This is a genomic window from Streptomyces sp. NPDC050264, from assembly GCF_040655895.1.
In the GTDB taxonomy this organism is placed as follows: domain Bacteria; phylum Actinomycetota; class Actinomycetes; order Streptomycetales; family Streptomycetaceae; genus Streptomyces.
This window is the reverse complement of record NZ_JBFAKV010000022.1, coordinates 63,526-79,956: the sequence shown is the minus strand read 5'-3', so window position 1 is coordinate 79,956 and position 16,431 is coordinate 63,526. Positions and strand designations below refer to the sequence as shown.

Annotated in this window: 16 protein-coding genes, 1 pseudogene and 1 riboswitch; of the genes and pseudogenes, 5 read left to right on the top strand and 12 right to left on the bottom strand. The window is 69.3% G+C overall.

Annotated elements, in window-relative coordinates:
* Positions 1-23: 23 nt before the first annotated feature.
* The 3 genes from AB0J02_RS32005 to AB0J02_RS31995 all read right to left on the bottom strand — a co-directional run bounded on the left by AB0J02_RS32005 (position 24) and on the right by AB0J02_RS31995 (position 5,601).
* Positions 24-2,489, bottom strand: a complete 2,466-nt coding sequence (locus tag AB0J02_RS32005) for a glycoside hydrolase family 3 C-terminal domain-containing protein (protein WP_363197315.1) — start codon at positions 2,487-2,489, stop codon at positions 24-26.
* A gap of 122 nt (positions 2,490-2,611) precedes the next feature.
* Positions 2,612-4,372 carry a discoidin domain-containing protein gene (locus AB0J02_RS32000; RefSeq protein ID WP_363197314.1) on the bottom strand — a complete coding sequence of 587 codons (1,761 nt, stop codon included), beginning with the start codon at positions 4,370-4,372 and terminating at the stop codon, positions 2,612-2,614.
* 134 nt (positions 4,373-4,506) lie between these two features.
* Complete coding sequence (locus AB0J02_RS31995; RefSeq protein ID WP_363197313.1) at positions 4,507-5,601, bottom strand: DUF1996 domain-containing protein; 1,095 nt, start codon at positions 5,599-5,601, stop codon at positions 4,507-4,509.
* A gap of 341 nt (positions 5,602-5,942) precedes the next feature.
* Between AB0J02_RS31995 and AB0J02_RS31990 the strand changes: the two genes are divergently transcribed.
* Positions 5,943-6,524, top strand: coding sequence for a histidine phosphatase family protein (locus AB0J02_RS31990; protein ID WP_363197312.1), 582 nt, complete (start codon positions 5,943-5,945; stop codon positions 6,522-6,524).
* A gap of 191 nt (positions 6,525-6,715) precedes the next feature.
* Here the strand turns inward: AB0J02_RS31990 and AB0J02_RS31985 are convergent, their stop codons facing one another.
* The 4 genes from AB0J02_RS31985 to AB0J02_RS31970 form a co-directional block, all read right to left on the bottom strand.
* On the bottom strand, positions 6,716-7,477 hold the full coding sequence (locus AB0J02_RS31985) for a CbtA family protein (protein ID WP_363197311.1): 762 nt from the start codon (positions 7,475-7,477) through the stop codon (positions 6,716-6,718).
* A gap of 22 nt (positions 7,478-7,499) precedes the next feature.
* Complete coding sequence (locus AB0J02_RS31980; RefSeq protein WP_363197310.1) at positions 7,500-7,721, bottom strand: CbtB-domain containing protein; 222 nt, start codon at positions 7,719-7,721, stop codon at positions 7,500-7,502.
* Positions 7,722-7,756: 35 nt separating this feature from the next.
* A riboswitch (cobalamin riboswitch) is annotated at positions 7,757-7,900 on the bottom strand.
* Positions 7,901-7,950: 50 nt separating this feature from the next.
* On the bottom strand, positions 7,951-9,009 hold the full coding sequence (locus AB0J02_RS31975; RefSeq protein WP_363197309.1) for an enoyl-CoA hydratase/isomerase family protein: 1,059 nt from the start codon (positions 9,007-9,009) through the stop codon (positions 7,951-7,953).
* Positions 9,010-9,148: 139 nt separating this feature from the next.
* Entirely contained in the window at positions 9,149-9,568 is a 420-nt protein-coding gene (locus AB0J02_RS31970; protein WP_363197308.1) for a TOBE domain-containing protein, read from the bottom strand.
* A gap of 316 nt (positions 9,569-9,884) precedes the next feature.
* Here AB0J02_RS31970 and AB0J02_RS31965 point away from each other — a divergent pair.
* Positions 9,885-10,043 (top strand): annotated as a pseudogene (locus tag AB0J02_RS31965) (IS5/IS1182 family transposase); the annotation flags it as partial.
* 33 nt (positions 10,044-10,076) lie between these two features.
* Here AB0J02_RS31965 and AB0J02_RS31960 read toward each other — a convergent pair.
* The 4 genes from AB0J02_RS31960 to AB0J02_RS31945 form a co-directional block, all read right to left on the bottom strand.
* A complete protein-coding gene (locus AB0J02_RS31960; protein ID WP_363197307.1) occupies positions 10,077-10,625 on the bottom strand; it encodes a transposase in 549 nt (182 codons plus the stop codon).
* Complete coding sequence (locus AB0J02_RS31955) at positions 10,622-11,734, bottom strand: winged helix-turn-helix domain-containing protein (RefSeq protein WP_363197306.1); 1,113 nt, start codon at positions 11,732-11,734, stop codon at positions 10,622-10,624. Before AB0J02_RS31955 ends, AB0J02_RS31960 begins: the two co-directional genes overlap by 4 nt.
* Before the next feature lie 130 nt (positions 11,735-11,864).
* Positions 11,865-12,782: an AraC family transcriptional regulator gene (locus tag AB0J02_RS31950; RefSeq protein ID WP_363197305.1), complete on the bottom strand. Its 918-nt coding sequence runs from the start codon at positions 12,780-12,782 to the stop codon at positions 11,865-11,867.
* A gap of 70 nt (positions 12,783-12,852) precedes the next feature.
* The gene (locus AB0J02_RS31945) at positions 12,853-13,761 is read right to left on the bottom strand and encodes a zinc-binding dehydrogenase (protein ID WP_363197304.1); all 909 of its coding nucleotides are present in this window, start codon (positions 13,759-13,761) and stop codon (positions 12,853-12,855) included.
* Between the two features lie 236 nt (positions 13,762-13,997).
* Between AB0J02_RS31945 and AB0J02_RS31940 the strand changes: the two genes are divergently transcribed.
* From AB0J02_RS31940 to AB0J02_RS31930, 3 genes are all read left to right on the top strand, one after another.
* Complete coding sequence (locus tag AB0J02_RS31940) at positions 13,998-14,240, top strand: hypothetical protein (protein ID WP_363197303.1); 243 nt, start codon at positions 13,998-14,000, stop codon at positions 14,238-14,240.
* Positions 14,241-14,962: 722 nt separating this feature from the next.
* A complete protein-coding gene (locus AB0J02_RS31935) occupies positions 14,963-15,253 on the top strand; it encodes a hypothetical protein (RefSeq protein WP_363197302.1) in 291 nt (96 codons plus the stop codon).
* A 63-nt stretch (positions 15,254-15,316) separates the two neighbouring features.
* On the top strand, positions 15,317-15,538 hold the full coding sequence (locus AB0J02_RS31930; protein WP_363197301.1) for a hypothetical protein: 222 nt from the start codon (positions 15,317-15,319) through the stop codon (positions 15,536-15,538).
* 29 nt (positions 15,539-15,567) lie between these two features.
* Here AB0J02_RS31930 and AB0J02_RS31925 read toward each other — a convergent pair whose 3' ends face one another.
* Positions 15,568-16,350, bottom strand: coding sequence for an IS5 family transposase (locus AB0J02_RS31925; RefSeq protein WP_363197403.1), 783 nt, complete (start codon positions 16,348-16,350; stop codon positions 15,568-15,570).
* Positions 16,351-16,431 lie beyond the last annotated feature (81 nt).

Below are 16,431 nucleotides of genomic sequence, written 5' to 3'. Positions count from 1 at the left end.
GCACGCAGCTTAATCGCGCCGCCTCACCGCGCATAGAGCGCTCTCTTGTCGCCCGCCCCGTCCCGTACTTGTACGTGTGCGGTGAGCGGAAGGTCTCCCGCGGAGCGTCCCACGTGCACGAGGAAGCGGCCCGGCTCTCCGGCCCACGCGCGTTCCTGGACGTTCCAGTGCCGCAGTGCACGGAGAGGGACGGTGACGGTGGCCCGCGCTGTTTCGCCGGGTGCCGCGTGCACGGCCGCGTACCCGGCGAGCCAGCGCACGGGGCGTTCCACGTCCGAGTCCGGCCGGGACAGATACACCTGGACGACCTCGCGCCCACTTCTGCCACCTGTGTTCCGCACCTGCGCCGAGACGGTGAACCCGCCGTCCTGCGCGGCGACTTCGGACACGGCGACGCTCTCGTACCGCCAGGTCGTGTAGCCCAGGCCGTGCCCGAACCAGTAGGCGGGCGTTCGTCCGGTGCGCAGCCAGGCCCGGTGTCCGACATGAAGCCCCTCGTCGTACGTGAGCACGCCGTCGACGGGGCGGGTGGTGGTGACGGGGGCGTCGTCGAGGCGTGCGGCCCAGGTCGTGGGGAGACGGCCGCCGGGTTCGGTGTCGCCGAACAGGATTCCGGCGAGGGCGCCACCGGCTTCCTGGCCCGGCAGCCAGGTGAGCAGGACCGCGTCGACGGCGTCGCGCCAGGGCAGTTCGACGGGCCCTCCCGAGTTGACCACCACGACCGTACGGGAGTTGACCGCCGCGACGGCGCGCACGAGGTCGTCCTGGTGCCCGGGCAGGGCGAGAGTGGTGCGGTCGTGTCCTTCCGATTCGCTTCCGTCGGTGGTGCCGACGACGACGACCGCCGCGTCGGCCTCGCGGGCCACGGCGACGGCCTCGGCGATCGCCGCGTCGGCGGGGAGGGCGGGGGGAGCAGCGGTCAGGACGGTGGCGCGACCGGTGTCGGGGGCGAGTTCACGGCGTGCCACGACGAGGACGGGGGTTCCCTCGGTGAGGAGGTGGTGGGCCGTGGCGCCGGGTGGGTTCACGTGGACGACGGCCGGGTCGTCGGTGCGGCGGGGGAACGTGCCGTCGATCAGTGGGTGGCCGTCCACGGTCAGCGACATCCGGCCGAACCCGCCGACGGAGAACGCCCATTGCCCTCCTCTCTCCGGTGTCAGCAGGGCGCTGATCTCCACGGTGTGGGCGCCGTCGGTGAGCTCCGGTTCGAGCAGCCGGCCCGAGCGCCGGTGTTCGCCGTAGAGCTCGTTGCCTTCCGCGTCCAGCATGCGCAGCAGCACGCCGGGCGCGCCGGACCGCGGATCGGCGCAGTTCCGGGGGCTCAGCGGTGCGGGCGGGGCCCCGAGGTCCGGGCCCGCGGCATGGACGACGCGGGCCCGGCCGCGCAGTCGCTCCCGGATGCCGTCCAGCGGCGGGACGACCCGCTCGGGGAAGACTCCGGCGCTGCCGCCGCCCTGCACGCGTGGCGCCACGGCATGGGCCCCGATGACCGCGACGGTGCTCAAATCGTCCTCGCGCAAAGGGAGTACGCCGTCGTTCTCCAGCAGAACCGCCCCGGCCGTGACGGCACGGCGCAGCAACTGCCGCGTACGGGTGGGGTGTGGCGGCGTACGCCGTGGCAGGGCAGGGAACCCGTCCAGGGCGCCGACGCGCCGGGCCAGCAGGAGCAGTCGGCGGACCTTGTCGTCGATCGCGGCTTCCGGTACGTGCCCGGCGGCCACGGCGTCGGCGAGCAGGTCGTCCCACGGGCCGCCCGGTCCCGGCATCGCGAGATCGAGGGCCGCGTTCGCCGTGTCCACCGCCGTGCGCAGGGCTCCCCAGTCGGAGATCACCACGCCGTCGAATCCCCACTCGTCCTTCAAGGGCCGGGCGAGCAGTGAACTGGCGCTCATCGTCGTTCCGTTGACGCGGTTGTACCCGGCCATCACCGCCCAGACGCCGGCGTCGACGGCCGCTTCGAAGGGGGCGAGGAAGACCTCGCGCAGGGTGCGTTCGTCGACCCGCACGTCCACGGTCAGGCGGCCGGTCTCGGAGTCGTTGGCCACGAGGTGCTTGGCCGTGGCGGCGACTCCCCCGCCCTGCAGTCCGCGGATCAGGGCCGCGCCGATCCGGCCCACGAGCCAGGGGTCCTCGGAGAAGCACTCGAAGTGACGGCCGGCCAGGGGCGACCGGTGCAGGTTCAGGTTCGGGGCCAGTACGACGTGCACGCCCTTGCGGCGCGCCTCGTCGGCGAGCAACCCGCCCAGTTCCGCGACGAGTTGCTCGTCCCAGGACGCCGCGAGCGCCGACGAGGACGGCAGCAGTACCGAGGTGACGCGCTCGTCCCAGGCCTCGCCCCGTACCCCCGCGGGCCCGTCCGAGGTCACCACCTCGCCCAGGCCCACGGCGGGTTCGGCGCGGGTGCGCCAGGTGGTCCCGCCCGTGAGCAGCCGTACCTTCTGCCCTGGACCCAGCTTGTCGACCAGCCGGTCCGACTCCTCGTCGGCCATAGCCCCACCCTTCGAACCCGGAACACGGAACCCAGAACACAGACCGACAACACACACGACCCAGGGACGCTGTAGAGCGCTCTCTCGCGGTGCTGTTCCGTTCTCTTCCTACCGGCTCCCGGTCAGTTGTAGACGCCGAACTCGTAGAGGGAGTAGCCGTATCCGGTGCCGCGGGCGGTGCCGTTGACGCGGACATAGCGGCCGGTGCCGGTCACGTCGAAGTCGTCGACGCCGCCGTTGCCGTCGGTGACCTGGCGGACGGTCGTCCAGTTCTGCCCGTCGTCCGAGGTCTGGATGGTGTACGCCTTCGCGTACGAGGTCTCCCAGTTGAGCTGGACATGCTTGAACGACTGGCGGGAACCCAGGTCGACCTGGAGCCACTGCGGGTCGCTCCAGTCACTGGCCCAGCGCGTGTCGTTCTTGCCGTCGACTGCCTGCGGCGCGGTGCACGGGCAGTCGCCGTAGTCGGTGGTCTGCTGCGAGGAGGCGGTGGCCGCCTTGCCCAGGGCGATGTTCGTCCCGCTGACCGGCGGCGGCACGACGCGCACCGAACGGGTCTCGACGCCGACGTTGCCCTTGCCGTCGGTGACCTTGACGTAGATCTTCCAGACGCCAGGCTTGTCGGGGGCGGTCACTTTCAGGCGCCCCGAGCCCAGGTCGGTGGCCTGCATCGGCACGAGCTGCTTGCTCTGGTCGATGTAGTTGCTGTTGCTCAGCACCTGGTAGGAGAGCGGGTCTCCGTTCGGGTCGGTCGCCTTGGCGGAGACGATGAGGTCGCGTCCCGCGGGCACGTTCGACGCGCCGCCCTCGATGTCCATCTGCGAGATGACCGGCGGGGTGTTGCCCCGCGAGGTGTCCGCTCCGTAGGCCTTCTTCACGGCGTAGTACGAGAGCCGCTTCTCGCCGGCGGGCAGCAGGTTGAACCAGATGCCGCCGAAGTCGTACTCGGTGCCGTAGTGGAACATGGTGGCGCCCAGGGCGACGCCCTTGTGCCCGGTGATGCAGTCCCAGGCCTTGGTGTACCCCGCGGCCTTGGCCTGGTCGGTGGGCTCCTGGGGTACGCCGTTGGCGTCGTCGGGCACTTCCCACTCCCCCGCGGGCCCGGTCTCCGTGACGATGTAGGGCTTGGTGTAACCCCCTTGCTGCCAGGCGGACTTGACGTCGCACACCGCGTTGTAGGAGTTGACGGCGTACAGGTCGAGATCCGGCGCGTTCTTCTTGTAGTAGGGCCAGGCGCCGACCCAGGCGTCGGTGGAGGTGACCGGGTGGTTCGGGTCGACGCTGTGGATCTTCTTGGTGATGTCGTTGACGAAGGTGGTGTAGGCGTCGCGCTGCTTCTCCAGTTCGTCGCCGCTGTAGCAGTTCTGCAGGCCGAGAACGGATTCGTTGCCGACGTTCCACATCAGGACACCCGGGTTGTCCTTGTACGTGGCGGCCCACTTGGGGAATTCGTCGAGCATCTGGTTCTTGTACGCGGTGTCCGTCAGGTAGTTCACGCAGCCGCCGCTGCCTGGCCCGCCGCCGGGCTGGAGCCAGAAGCCCGCGATGACCTTGACGCCGTTCGCGGCGGCGGAGTCGAACAGCGGCTTGCTGGTGGCGTCGGTGCCCCAGGTGCGGATGGTGTTGACGCCCATGGACTTGAGGTCGGGGAGGTACTTTCCGGCGTCGGCGACGGCGGGCCCCCAGGTCAGACCCTTGACCTGGTACGGCGAACCGTTGACCTGGAGCTGCCAGTTGCCCTGGGAGCCGGTCACCTTGACCACGTCACCGGCGGCCTGCGCCTGCTGGGCGGGCAGGGCGAGGAAGCCGGCCGCGAGGAAGCCGGCGGCGACGGGGGTGGCGAGGCGGTGCGATCTCCGGTTGACGGTGCGGGTCCTGCGCATGCGGGTGCCTCCGGTGGGGGTCGGTGAGAGAAGCAGAGAGGGAGAAGCAGAGGGGGAGCAACGGGGAGGTGGTGGGGCGGCGGCCGGTCGGGGCGACCGCCGCCCCGGTACTTCCTTGCGGGGGCCTGCGGGGGTCAGGGCAGCTCGTAGTGGTCGTTGAGGACCGCGCCCTTCTCGGGGTGGTTCTGGTCGTAGCCACGCGGGTCGCACTGCAGGCCGCCGACGACGCAGTGGTCCACCATCGCCTTCAGCGTCCGGTCGTCCCAGGCGTTGAAGAAGTCGTAGTGGAACGAGTAGCTCGGGCCGCTGGACAGCCGCAGTTTCGACAGGTCACCGTTGACGGGGAACGCCATCTTGAACTCGATCATCGGCAGCGCGACGGGGTGATCCGCCGGGCAGACGTTGTCGTTCGTGCCGTTCTTCACCACCGGATAGGCCATGTGGCTCTTGTGGTCGGGCGTGTCCAGGTACTTTCCGTCCCAGCAACTCGGGGCCTGGAAGCGGATGTTGACCTGGGTGGACGGCGTCGTGGGGCAGTCCTTGGGGAAGTCGACGTTGAAGAAGCTGTCACCGCACTCCCAGCCCTCGACGAAGCCGGGGTGGTTGCGGAACTCCTGCGCGGTCTGCATCGGACTGCCGACGACGAACCGCAGCCCCTTGGGGAAGGGCCGCACGCTGGTGTAGTCGGTGACGCCGGCCTTGTAGTAGATGGTCTGCTCGCCCACCGGGAGCACCGGCTTGTCGCCGTTGAGCATGGTGGGCATCCAGTAGCCGGACTTGTCACCGGGTGCGAGGCACTTGGTGGAGCCGCTGGCGAGCGAGTCCGTGGTGCTGTTCGCGTCGGTCGTGGTGTTGCCCATGAACGTGTGGTCGTGGGACTTGCCGGCCTGGCCCGGGTAGACGATGGGGTCGTCGGGCTTGGTGTGGGTGACGGAACAATGCGCCTGGAACTCGTGGAAGTAGGCGCGCGGCGGCTCCTTCGTGGACGGTTCGACGCCCGTGACCGGCGGGTTCGCGGGGATGTAGCCGTCACCGTCCGCATCCTCCGCGGCGGGCACGGTGGACGCGGCCATCGTGTGGCCCTGGTGCGCGGAGGCGGACGAGGACGCCTGCTGTACGGGGGCCTCGGCGGCGCCCGCGGTGAGGGCCACCCCGCCCACGCCCAGCGTGGTCAGTACGAGTGCGCCGGATATGAGCAGCCCTGAGACGAGTTTCGATCTCCGTGCCATGGAGACCTCCTGCCATGTCGGTACGACGTGTGGTGGGGGGGTGGGCGGCGACGCGAGGGGTGGCCGCCGCCCGTGGAACATGTCGTGCGCGGAACGTGAGAGAGCGCTCTCTCGCCGGGGAGTGTTCTCGCTCTGACGTGACAGTGTCAAGAGAAAGTGAACGCACTGTTTCCGGGGGCGGGGCCGGATACATCCGCCTCGGTGCCGCCCTGAAGCATCATCAAGTGCGTTTCACCGGACCGCGGTTGACCTTTGGGAGAGCGCTCCCGCCCTGGTCGCGCGGTGCGCGCCGGCCGGCTCCCCGTGCGTGTCGACGGCTCCGGTCGCTACCCTCGATTCCTGTGAACCAGACCAGCCGTGTCCTCTTCGTGACGCCCGCCCTGAGCGTGGCTCAGCGCCGGGCCGCCTTCGACGACGACGGCCCGCTCGACCCCGCGGGGGCCGCGCGGGCCCGCGCGGCGGCCGGTTCGCTTCCGGCGGCCACCCGCGTGCTGGTGTCGCCCAGCGCGCGCTGCCGGGAGACCGCCGACGCGCTGGGCCTCGCGGCCGCATCGGCCCGCCCCGGACTTGCGGGTATCGACGCCGGGCGCTGGCGCGGCAGGACCCTGGACGAGGTGGGCGCGGCGGACCCCGAAACCCTGGGCCGCTGGCTCACCGAACCCGACGCCGCGGCGCCCGGCGGGGAGTCGGTGGCGCAGGTGTGTGCGCGGGTCGCACGGTGGCTGGGCGGCGTGGAACCGGGTTCGGGGCGCCTGATCGCGGTGGTGGAGCCGGATGTGGTGCGGGCCGCTGTCGTCCATGCCACGGGGGCGCCCCCCTCGGCGTTCTGGCGACTCGACGTGGCACCGCTGACGGTCACGGAACTCAGCGGACGGCTGGGCCGATGGAATGTGGCTCTCGGCCACGCGCTGGGCGGGGCCTGACGATTGCGGCGCCGGTACGCCAGTTGGAGCGCGGCGCGGCGCGGGCGGGGTCCGGGCCCGGCGTAGCCGACCGCGCTCCCGCTGCGGTCGGTCACGTCCTGAGCGGCGCGTTCAGTGGCGCGTTCACGTCGGGCGTCAACGCGAGAAGGCCCCCGGACAACTCCGCGGACCCTCTCGTGCGACGGGCCGGATCACCGACCGGCCGGCACCGCCCGGCTGGGCACGGTGGCGGCCTTCGGGCGCAGCAGCCGCTCGGCCAACTCGCCGAAGAGCAGGCCGAATCCGCCCCACATCACGATCTGTATGGCGAGAGCGGAGAGCCTGAAGCGCCACAGCAGAGCGGCCGGGAAGTGCTCCGGCACGTCGTTGATCACGGGCAGGAACTGGTACGCAAGTCCGATCACGACGGCGAAGCCGAGCATCGCCACGACGGTCGCGTACCAATTGCCGATGCGAGGCGCGAGCCGCTTGCCCAGGATCGTCGCGGCGATCGCGAGAAGCACGCTGAGCACCATCATCAGGAAGTACAGGGTGGTCCGCTTGCCGATGGTGTCGGGGTTGCCGACGGCGGGCGGGTTGGCCGGGTACTTCAGGAACGGGACGACGTACACGGCGAGCAGCGCGCACACCGACAGCAGGAGCGCCGTGGCGCGCGGGCCGAAACGGCCCACCCGGCCCAGGGCGAAGCAGTAGGCGAGTGCGGCGATACCGCCGAAGGCGACCCCGTAGACGAGGACGCCGGTGGCGAGTCCGGCCGTGGACTGCAGGCTCCGCGAGACGAGTTCGGCCTCGTCACCGTGGGAGTGCCCGGCGTGGGCCGACTCCTCGAAGCCGATCGCCTTGTCGACGTTCGGCTCACCGAGCCAGTAGGCGATGACCAGGGCGAGCACACCGGCGGCCAGGCCTGCGAGCATGCCCCGAACAAGCAGATTGCGTACGGTTGTCGAGTTCATGAGCTGCGCGGTGTCCCTCTGGTCAGTGGCAGGGGAAACCGAGCAGGTGGCGGGCGTCGTGCACCCACTCATGGACTTCGGCGCCGCTGAACACGGACGTGGCGCCCTGTTCGGCGCCGACGAAGTAGAGCAGGACCAGCATCAGGACGCCGAAGAAGGCGGCCCAGGGGGCGATCGCCTTCAACGGCAGTGTTGCGGGCACTTCAGGGGTGGTGGCAGTCGGCTGGGCGACATGCTGCGCCATGGCAGGGCCTCCTCGGGAGTTCGCGTCCCATCTCGGTGGTGCACAGGACGACAGCCACGGGTCTGACTCACGAACGGTCTTGTGACCGCTCGCTCACAGTGGCGCGACCGTCCCGGATTCTCACCGGCTTCCGTCGTGCCGTCGTCGATACGCACCGAAGGTACCGCGTGTCGCGTGCATGGCCAAGACAGCGCGGACCGGCGTGATCTCGCCCGCGGCGCGCGTGGGGCTACAACAGGCCACCGCCCAGGCCCAGTTCGCGCTCGCCGAGCGGCGTGAAATGGCGTTCCACATCAGCGGCGGTGACCTCGGCGAGGGTCCGCGGCGACCAGCGGGGCCTGCGGTCCTTGTCGATGACCTGGGCGCGGACCCCCTCGACGAAGTCCGGATTGCCCATCGCCGCGCAGGAGACGCGGTACTCCTGGTCCAGCACCCTTTCCAGGGAGCCGAGTTCCCGGGCCCGGCGCACCGCTTCCAGCGTGACCTTGACGGCGGTGGGCGACTTGCCGAGCAGTGTTTCGGCCGTTTCCTTGGCCGCCGGGTCCCCGTGGTCGAGGAGCCGGGCGAGGATCTCCTCGACGGTGTCGGCGGCGAAGCACGCGTCGGTCCACTCCCGCCCCGCCTCCAGCTCCCCCTGTGGCGCGGGGAGCGCGTGGTGGGCGAGCGCGTCCTGTACCGGCCGTGTCGCCAGTTCGGCCAGCAGGGCGGGCAGTGCCGCCGACGGGACGTAGTGGTCGGCGAGTCCGCACAGCAGCGCGTCACCGGCGCCGATGTGCTCCCCGGTCAGCGCGAGACGGGTGCCCAGTTCGCCGGGGGCGCGCGGGAGCAGATGGGTCCCGCCGACGTCGGGGACGAAGCCGATGCCGGTCTCCGGCATGGCGACCCGAGAACGTTCGGTGACGACGCGGACGTCGCCGTGCGCCGAGATGCCCACGCCGCCGCCCATCACGATGCCGTCCATGACGGCGACGTAGGGCTTGGGGTAGCGGGCGATACGGGCGTTGAGGTGGTACTCGTCGCGCCAGAAGCCGGCGGAGGCCGTGCCGTCGCCGTCCCGCGCGTCGTCGTGCACGGCGCGGATGTCGCCGCCCGCGCACAGCCCGCGCTCCCCGGCGCCGGTGATGACGACGGTCTCCACGGTGTCGTCGTGTTCCCACGCGGACAGTGCCCGGTCGACGCGGAGCACCATGTCGTGGTTGAGGGCGTTCAGGGCGCGGGGCCGATTGAGGACGAGGTGGGCGGCCCGCCCTTCCCTGCGTACGAGGACGGGGGGTTCGCCGCCGGTCATCCGAGGGCCTCCGTCGGGGCAGGGGTCACGAGGACGCGCATGATCTCGTCGTTCCTTCCAGGGCGCGGGACCCGCAGGGCCCGGACGATCTTCTTGGTGTCATCCTCTCCGATCGCCCCGCGGGTCACGCGGCGGCCCGTCAGGCGGTGGCCAGCGACACCTCGGTCGACTTCATGAGGGCGACGACGGAGGAGCCTGCGCTCAGGTCGAGGTCGGCGACCGCGTCCTTGGTGACGGCGGCGGTCAGTTCGCCGCCGTCGACGGAGATCTTGACGGTGGCCATGGCGCCGCCGGTGGTCACGTCGGTGACGGTGCCGGGCAGCTGGTTGCGGATGGACAGGCCCTCGACGCGGCCGGTGGCGAGCGCCACTTCGGTGGACTTGACCAGGGCGCGGACCGGGGATCCTTCGGCGAGGCCGAGGTCCTTGACGGACTCCCGGGTGATGGCGGCCGTGAGGTGCCGGCCGCCGTCGAGACGGACCTTGACCGTCGCCATCACCTCGCCGGACGTGATGGCGGTGACGGTGCCGGGCAGTTGGTTGCGGATGCTCAGGGTCATGACGGCGCGCCTATCGAATAGAGACGTTTTGCCCGTTACGGGGCCTGTTGCGGCTCACCGTAGTCGCGTCGGGCGGCTCTCAGAGGACGTTCGTGTCGTCTATATGATGCTTTGAGATATTTCCGCTGTGCCGGGATTGGCCGCATACAGGCAGAACAGGCGGTTTGCGGCCGCAGCTTCGGCAGGTGTGACCCTGCGTTTCACCCCGGTTCCAACCGATAGCTCCTGTCCGGTTCGAAGAACCTACTGAAAGCGGCTTTTGCCTCGCTCGATCGAGCGATATGCCCGGGCGTGGGTCTCGTGCATGAGTATCCCCATGCCCTCTTCGCAGCCGCGCCTGCCGTACTTGAGCGATCTCTCCGATACCCGCTGGGCGTTGATGGAGCCGACCTTGTCGGCCTGGCGGGCCGAGCGCCAGAAGACCTCGCTCAACCTCGGCGGCAAGGTCACTGACCTGCGGGAAGTCATGTCGGCGTAGATCCCGTACGAGGGGGCGGACGAGGCGGAGTTATTGAGCTTTCGGGTGTGGTGTCGTCAGGGTGAGTCCGGTTGCGGCGAGGCATCTGTCGATGACGTCGTTGCGATATTGGAGCTCGCGGAGGGTTCGTCGTAGGACGTGCATCAGGTGGTCCGGGTCGGTGAAGTCAATGTTGTTCTGGCCCGCGCGCCGAGCCAGTGACCAGATGCCTTCGACCGGGTTGAGGTCGGGTGCGTAGGGCGGAAGTTGAAAGGAAGTGATCCATTCCTGGGCGGCGATGAAGGCGCGGAGTCGAGCGTCCAGGTGCACGTTCAGGTCGTCCCAGATGAGCACGAGTGGGGCATCGAGTTGCCGGTGGGCGGCGATGAGGAGGTCGCGGTAGTCGGTCCAGGTGAAGCTGCGCCGGCCGCCACGTTTGTGGTCCGCGTGCCGTTTGGGTCTGAAGATCAGCCGGGAACGCTCGCCGGGTTTGTAGCAGGTCAGGGCGGCGATGGAGAAGCGGCGCTGGGAGCGTCCCCTCACCCGGATCGCCGGGGTGTGCCCGCGTCGGGCCCAGGTGCGGGAGGTGGGCGGCGTCATCGAGAATTTGGCCTCGTCCCCAAAGACGATGAAGGCCCCGAGTGCCGCCGCGGCGCTTCCACCTGCGGCCACGTGTCCTTCACCCAGCCGGTGACCTTCTCCTCATCGCGCTCCGCAGTGCGCCGCGCCGGGACCTGATGGCTGAACCCATGACTGCGGAGCATCTCCATGATGCTCGACAGCGCGAGGCACTTGTGAAACCGGCGCCCGATCAGTGTCTTGATCCTCGCCAGGGTCCAGGTGGAGGAGCGCGTGGACGATGGCGTGACGTTCACGGATACGGGCTTCGATCGGCGACATCTCCCTTGCCGACGGCGGTGCAATATCCGGCAGTTCACCCAGGCCGGAGCCGGGTGGCCGCAGGCGGACGGTGTGCCGGCGCACGCGTTGTTCCACCACGGTGCCAAGGTTTTGCCACAGGTGAAAGCGGTCAGCGACCTGGACAGCCTGTGGAGCCCCAACGCGGGCGCCCTCAGCGTAGGAGCCGGCACATCCCGGCAGATCACCTCGATCCCAGGATGCTCACGCAGCCATGTGGCCAGCGTCCCCGCGTCCCGTCCTGGCAGCAGGGCGAGCGGTTTGCGGGTCTCGCAGTCGATGAGCACGGCCGCGTAGTGCTGCCCACGGCGGGTGGCGAAATCATCGGCCCCGAGCATCTTGGGCGCTTCCCAGTCGGGATCAGGAAGGGCCATCAGCAACCGCAGCCGCGCCGTCCGGCTGACCGCACTGTGCAGTGTTACGGCCGGCCGGGCGCCAGCGCGGCCTGCGAGCGCGACGGCCAGGGCCTCCAGAACCCGGCGCGAAGCAGGCGTCCGTCTCCCGTACCCGTACCGGAAGGTCAGCCCCGCGACCTGCTCGACGAACGTACGCCGTCCGCACAGGCCGTTGCCGCAGTACAAGCGCCGCACGGTCAGCTGGATCAACACCGGCTGATCGCCGATCGGACTATCGGCCGGGCGACGCTCGTAGCAGCTGTGCACACGATTCGACGGAAGTTCACAGTCCGGGCACGGGGCAGCGCCATCGAGGGTTCTCACAACGATGTGCACCACACCGCGCTCCGTGAACACCCGCTCCACCAGAACCGTTTTGAAGTGCGGAAACAGCACCGCTACGAGGTCATCACACTGCACCACGGCTCCAGGTGACGGTACGTCACCGCGGCAGCACCCCGGTGATCGTCCTCACGGAATGTGTGCCAGAACCCGCTACTCACACACATAGCCACCCGGGGCCGGGTCACTTGCGAAGTCGAGAACGGTACTCGCCCGGGGCCGTGCCTCGGGCACGTCTGAAGGCACGGCTGAAAGCGTGCGGAGAGCCGTATCCGACCGCGCCGGAGATCGACTCGACCGGCTCATCGGTATCGCGGAGCCGGACGGACGCCAGGTCGATGCGCCACTGCGTCACGTATGCGCCGGGCGTCTGTCCGAGGGCGGACCGGAAGCGCCTGGACAGCGTCGCCCGGGAGACGCTCGTCGCGGCGGCCAGGGTCTCCGTGGTCCAGGGGTGTTCCGGTTGGGCGTGGACATATGCCAGAGCGTCGCGCACGACCGGATCACGCATCGCTCCCAGCCATGAGCCGGGCTGTTCCTGCGGGTGGCGGGCCAGCCAGGCGCGTACGAACTGGACGAGCAGAAGGTCGACGATGCTGTTGATGGCGGCGGTGGTGCCGATCTGCGGCTGTGCGAGCTCCGCAGCGAGAAGTTCGACGGTCCTTCTGAGCTGCGCGTTCTCCCGGGCTGTGACGTGCATCGGCCGAGCGAGGGAGGTAAGCACCGGTGTGCGCACCTCCGGGTCCTGCTCGTAGTGCAGCACGATCACTTCCGTCTGCACCGGCGCCGAGCCCAGACGCAGGGCTCGGCCATCGCCAAAAGAGCGGGCCGCCGCCTCACGGTCGCAGGAACCCATCGTCACGCTGGCGCCGCCGGCTATCCCGTGCGTGGTGCCCGGCGACACCAGGACGGCGTCCCCGGCCTGCACCTGAAGAGGTTTCTCGCCTGGGACGTGGAGCCACATGGTGCCGCGGGACACCACGTGCAATGCCGCTCCTGGAGAGGAGTCCAGCCGCAGGCCCCAGGTTCCTCCGGCCTTCAACATGACCCCGAGCGCGCCACGCGCACCCGAAACACGCAAGACCTCCGCCAGCACATCCATGGGTCCATTCTCGTCCACCACGGCGAACCGCCCACCGGCGGGCGAGGCGCATGTGTCCTCGTCCACAGCGTCAGGCCACGTCAAGAACGGCCTTTCCGTGCACCTTCCGCGCGAACAGCGCCTGGACGGCGTCGTCCACGTCCTGCCAGTGGCCTCGCAGTCCGACCGGTGCCGAGAGCCTCCCGGCGGCCATGAGGCCCAGCAGGTCCGTCAGCTCCCCACGGGTCGGCGTCATGTCGCCGTAGGTGGCGATGCTGCGGGGTTGGCCGAAGCCGAACAAGGTCCCTGACGGGAACGTGGTTTCCTGCCCCGAGGAGTAACCGACCAGGTGGATGGTGCCGCCCTCCGCGAGGGAACTCCAGGCCTGGGCCACCAGTGGTCCGCCGACCGTGTCCAGGACGAGGTCGAACCGGTCCCCCGTCTCGGCCAAGTCGGTCAGGACCTTGTCGGCGCCGAGTTCACGGAGTCCGACGGCCCGCTCCGGCGAACCGACGAGTGCCGTCACCCGGGCGCCCGCCAGCGCCGCCAGCTGGACGGCGAAGTGCCCCACGCCCCCGCTGGCGCCGGTGATCAGAACGTTGCGCGCCAGCAGGGAACGCTTGCGCAGCACCCGGAATGGGGTGACTCCGGCGATCCCCAGCGCGGCGGCGTCGGCCAGGTCCACGCCCTCGGGGACGGTGCCGAGCGAGGCGGGGCTGACTGCCACCCGCTCCGCCCACGCATGGGGAGCCATTCCCACTGCGACGCGTGTACCTTCGGGCGGCCCCGAGCCGTCGGATGCGGCGCGCACCACGACGCCGGCCGCGTCGTGACCGTGTACAGCGCCGGCTGGCCACTGGTCCACGTAATTCAGCTCTCCGAAGTTGAGACCGATGTGCCGTATCTCCACCAACGCCTCGCCGGTGGACGGTACGGGCTCATCGACATCGGCGAACCGGACGGGTCCGGCCTCACTGTGATCGACCACAAGGGCGCGCATAAGGGGTGTGTTTCCTTCTCTCGTGGGTGCGCCTGAACACTCGGCGCTGCAGTGGATCGAGTGCGCAGATGCCGCACTGCCGTCTTCTTGAAACCCTACGCAGGACCGGGACAGCGACCAGACCCGTGAGAATCAATCGGTTGACGATCTGTGTCAGTGCGACTCGCGGCGCGTCGGGCCCTGCATCCGTCCGGTGGATGACGCTGTGACTGCTCAGAACGAAGAACGTCGACAGGGTGACCAGGGCCGGCCCCGGCGACTACTGCGTCCACGTCGCCATGCCGTGGATCGACGTGCAGAGCTCCATCCCCGACGCCACCTTCCGCGACCTCGACAGCACCACGGCGCGGGGCGGCGCCCTCCGCGTGCAGACGAAACCGGCACCCGGCTGCGGCGACGACCCACAGACCCTGCGTGTCGTCGCCTACGACACCAACGGCCGGCACGTCGACCGGGCGTTCTTCGTCGCCATTCCGTAGTACGCGAACGACCTGCCCGTACGGATTCCCGTCAGCCCTACCGCTGGCGGGGACCACCCGTTTCCGCCAGCGCACCACTCCGTGCGGGGACGAGCAATGCTCAAGACACCTACGGACGCATCGAGATCCAGCCGAACGCCATCCCCGGCGATGACGGCCAGGACGACCTCTACACCCCGGAACACCCGGCGGTCCGGGTCCTCTTGCTCACCAACACCCCGGCCCCAGAGCCCACCCTGCACACACGCCTGGGGCTACATCCAAGGTCTCGTGCACCTGAGCCGCAAATCATGGTGAGCCGCTGCTGACCCACAACTCTTGACAATTACTCCGTTCACCGCGGGCGTCGAGTGCCACGCAGTGGTGATGCTCCTTGCCGATGTCGATCCCGGCCCAGATCGTGAACATGGCCGCCTCCGCCAGTTGTTCGTTCTGCGACCCCGCGGACGGTCTTGCCGACGTTGTCCTACACAGCAATCAAGTCGCTTATCCCCATGAGCGGTTGTGACCGTCACCGGCTCCGGGCGGCCAAGTCATTTCAGCCATCGAGCGGCGTCAAGCTGACAGCCATACCCGAAGTCCTCGGGCTCACCGATCCTACGAATGACCGGCACGGGCCTGCGCTAGAACGGTAGGGCAAGCTGAGGCCCCGGAGTGCCTGGAGGTCGACGCGGAGGGAACGAACGCCAGACGTGGGGCCACGGACGAAGGAAGGCACCACGATGAGCGCACAGCCGGTCCACCCGCACGAGCCGCAGCCGCTCCCCCGCAACGCGGAGGGCATCGCGGCCGCGCTCACCGGCGAGCGCCGTATGGACTTCTACCGCGAGCTCCTGGCCGCCGCCCCAGAAAACGCCGAAAGCGTGCTGCGCCGCTGGTGGTGCGAGGCGATGCTCGACACCGATCCGGGCGCGGAACAATGCACCCAGGACGCGCTCGCCGGACGTCTGCCGCTGACGAGCGTCGAGGACGTGCTGGCCCGCCGCCGGGCCGCCGGACTGCCCGTTGAGTGAGCCACCGGCGAAGAACCGGAAGGCTGGCCGTGTCTCGTCTCCGACGACGTCACCCGCCTGATGATGGAGACATCGCTGCCTGGTGACGTCTTCGGCGCGATCGTCGCGGCTACCGTCGCCATCAACGAGACCCGCGGCATGGTGCCCGGCAGTACCGCCTCGCCACGCTACCCGCAACAGCGCCGCCTCCCGCTCGGAAAGAACGGCGACCTCGGCATCGCCGAATACGTCATCGCCGACGCCGCCGAGCCGCACATCGTGCTCACCCGCATCCAGCTGTACTGAGAGGACGTTCCGGTTGAAAACCGGGTAGTTCATGGGTTGTGCCAGGTTATGGGTGTTTCGCCGGTCGCTCGTTTCGCGAGGTTGGAGATCATCGCGATGCGGATCATGCTCTCGGAGTGCGCGGGTTTGGTCTCGTAGTCACGGGCGAGGCGTCGATGCATCATGATCCATCCGAAACTTCGCTCGACGACCCAGCGCCTGGGGATCACGGAGAAGCCTTTGACCTGCTCGTTTGGTGGGACCACGTCGACGTCGATGCCGAGGGCGGCGCCGTGTTCGATGGCCTTGGTCTTGTAGCCGGTGTCGACCCATGCCTTGGTGACCGTGGGGTGTTCGGCGGCGAGTTGAGTGAGGAGCTGCTTGCCGGCCTCGTTGTCGGAGACGCTGGCGGCGGTCACGATGACCAGCAGTAATAGGCCGGGAGTGTCGACGACGATGCTGCGCTTGCGGCCCACGATCTTCTTGCCGGCGTTCGTGCCCTGGGTGTCGGTGGGATCGCTGGTCGCGGTCTTGACGCTCTGCGCATCGATCACGCAAGCGCTGGGCTCGGCGGTACGTCCTGCCTGCTCACGGACCATCCGGTGCAGGTGGACGCCGAGTTTCTCGATGGTGCCGTCGGCGGTCCAGGCACTGAAGTAGCCGAACACCGTGGTGTGTGGCGGGAAGTCGTGCGGAAGGTAGCGCCATGGGACGCCGGTCCGGTTGAGGAAGAGGATCGCGTTCATGACTTCCCGCAGGTCAGTGACCTTGCCGCCGAGGTTGAGCGAGGTCTTCTGGCGCTCGGCCCGCCAGGCCGACAAGGTCGGCTCCATCAACGCCCAGCGGGTATCGGAGAGATCGCTCAAGTACGCAGGCGCGGCTGCGAAGAGGGCATGGGGATACTCATGCACGAG